Origin of the sequence: Streptosporangium minutum (assembly GCF_002149035.1) — a bacterium.
In the GTDB taxonomy this organism is placed as follows: Bacteria; Actinomycetota; Actinomycetes; order Streptosporangiales; family Streptosporangiaceae; genus Streptosporangium; species Streptosporangium minutum.
Map to the genome: position 1 here is coordinate 1 of NZ_NGFP01000544.1, position 623 is coordinate 623.

2 protein-coding genes are annotated in these 623 nt (G+C 67.4%); both read right to left on the reverse strand.

Features of this window, described 5'->3' with window-relative positions:
* Positions 1–122, reverse strand: a 122-nt coding sequence (locus CA984_RS44285) for a DUF427 domain-containing protein (protein ID WP_341351776.1), incomplete at its 3' end; no start/stop codon positions are given.
* An 84-nt stretch (positions 123–206) separates the two neighbouring features.
* Positions 207–623, reverse strand: a 417-nt coding sequence (locus CA984_RS44290; protein ID WP_423229369.1) for a Cgl0159 family (beta/alpha)8-fold protein, incomplete at its 5' end; no start/stop codon positions are given.

The following is a 623-nucleotide window of genomic DNA, read 5'->3' on the forward strand; positions in this document are numbered from 1 at the left end:
TAGTGCGGGGACACCGATTCGATGGGGAAGTAGTGATTGCCCTCGACGATCCGGGTGTCGTCACTCTCCGCGATGATCTCGCCGTTCCAGCGTGCAGTTGCCATGGACCAAGGCTGGCACATTCGAGGCTCCGGCGCGCGCCGGACCCCGGGAGCACGGACCGGCGGCCGCCCGGTTCCCGCGGTTCTCTGCTGTTCCGACGGCGGTCACAGCAGGCTGACGGCCCTGTCCACGGCACCGGCCACGTCCCCGTCAGCCGGATAGAGCAGGGCCCGGCCGGGCACCAGCCCCAGCGCGGTCGGCATTTTCAACGCGCGCTTCCACCTGACGAACATCTGCTCAGGTTCGCCGCCGTCGCCGCCGAGGAGCAACACGGGCAAGGTCGATGCCGCCAGGACCTCGGTCATGTCCTCGATCACGGGGAGCTTCAGCCAGGTGTAGGCGGTGCGCCGCCCCAGCGCACAGGCGATCGCGATCGACCGGATCACGGCCTCCGGCGACAGGTCATTGCAGATCTTGCCGTTGTTCCACCGGGAAATGAACGGTTCGACCATCGCGATCAGCTTGCGGTCGTTGAGTTCGTTGACGGCCCGGGCCGTGTTCTCCAGCACCGAAGGCGTCGC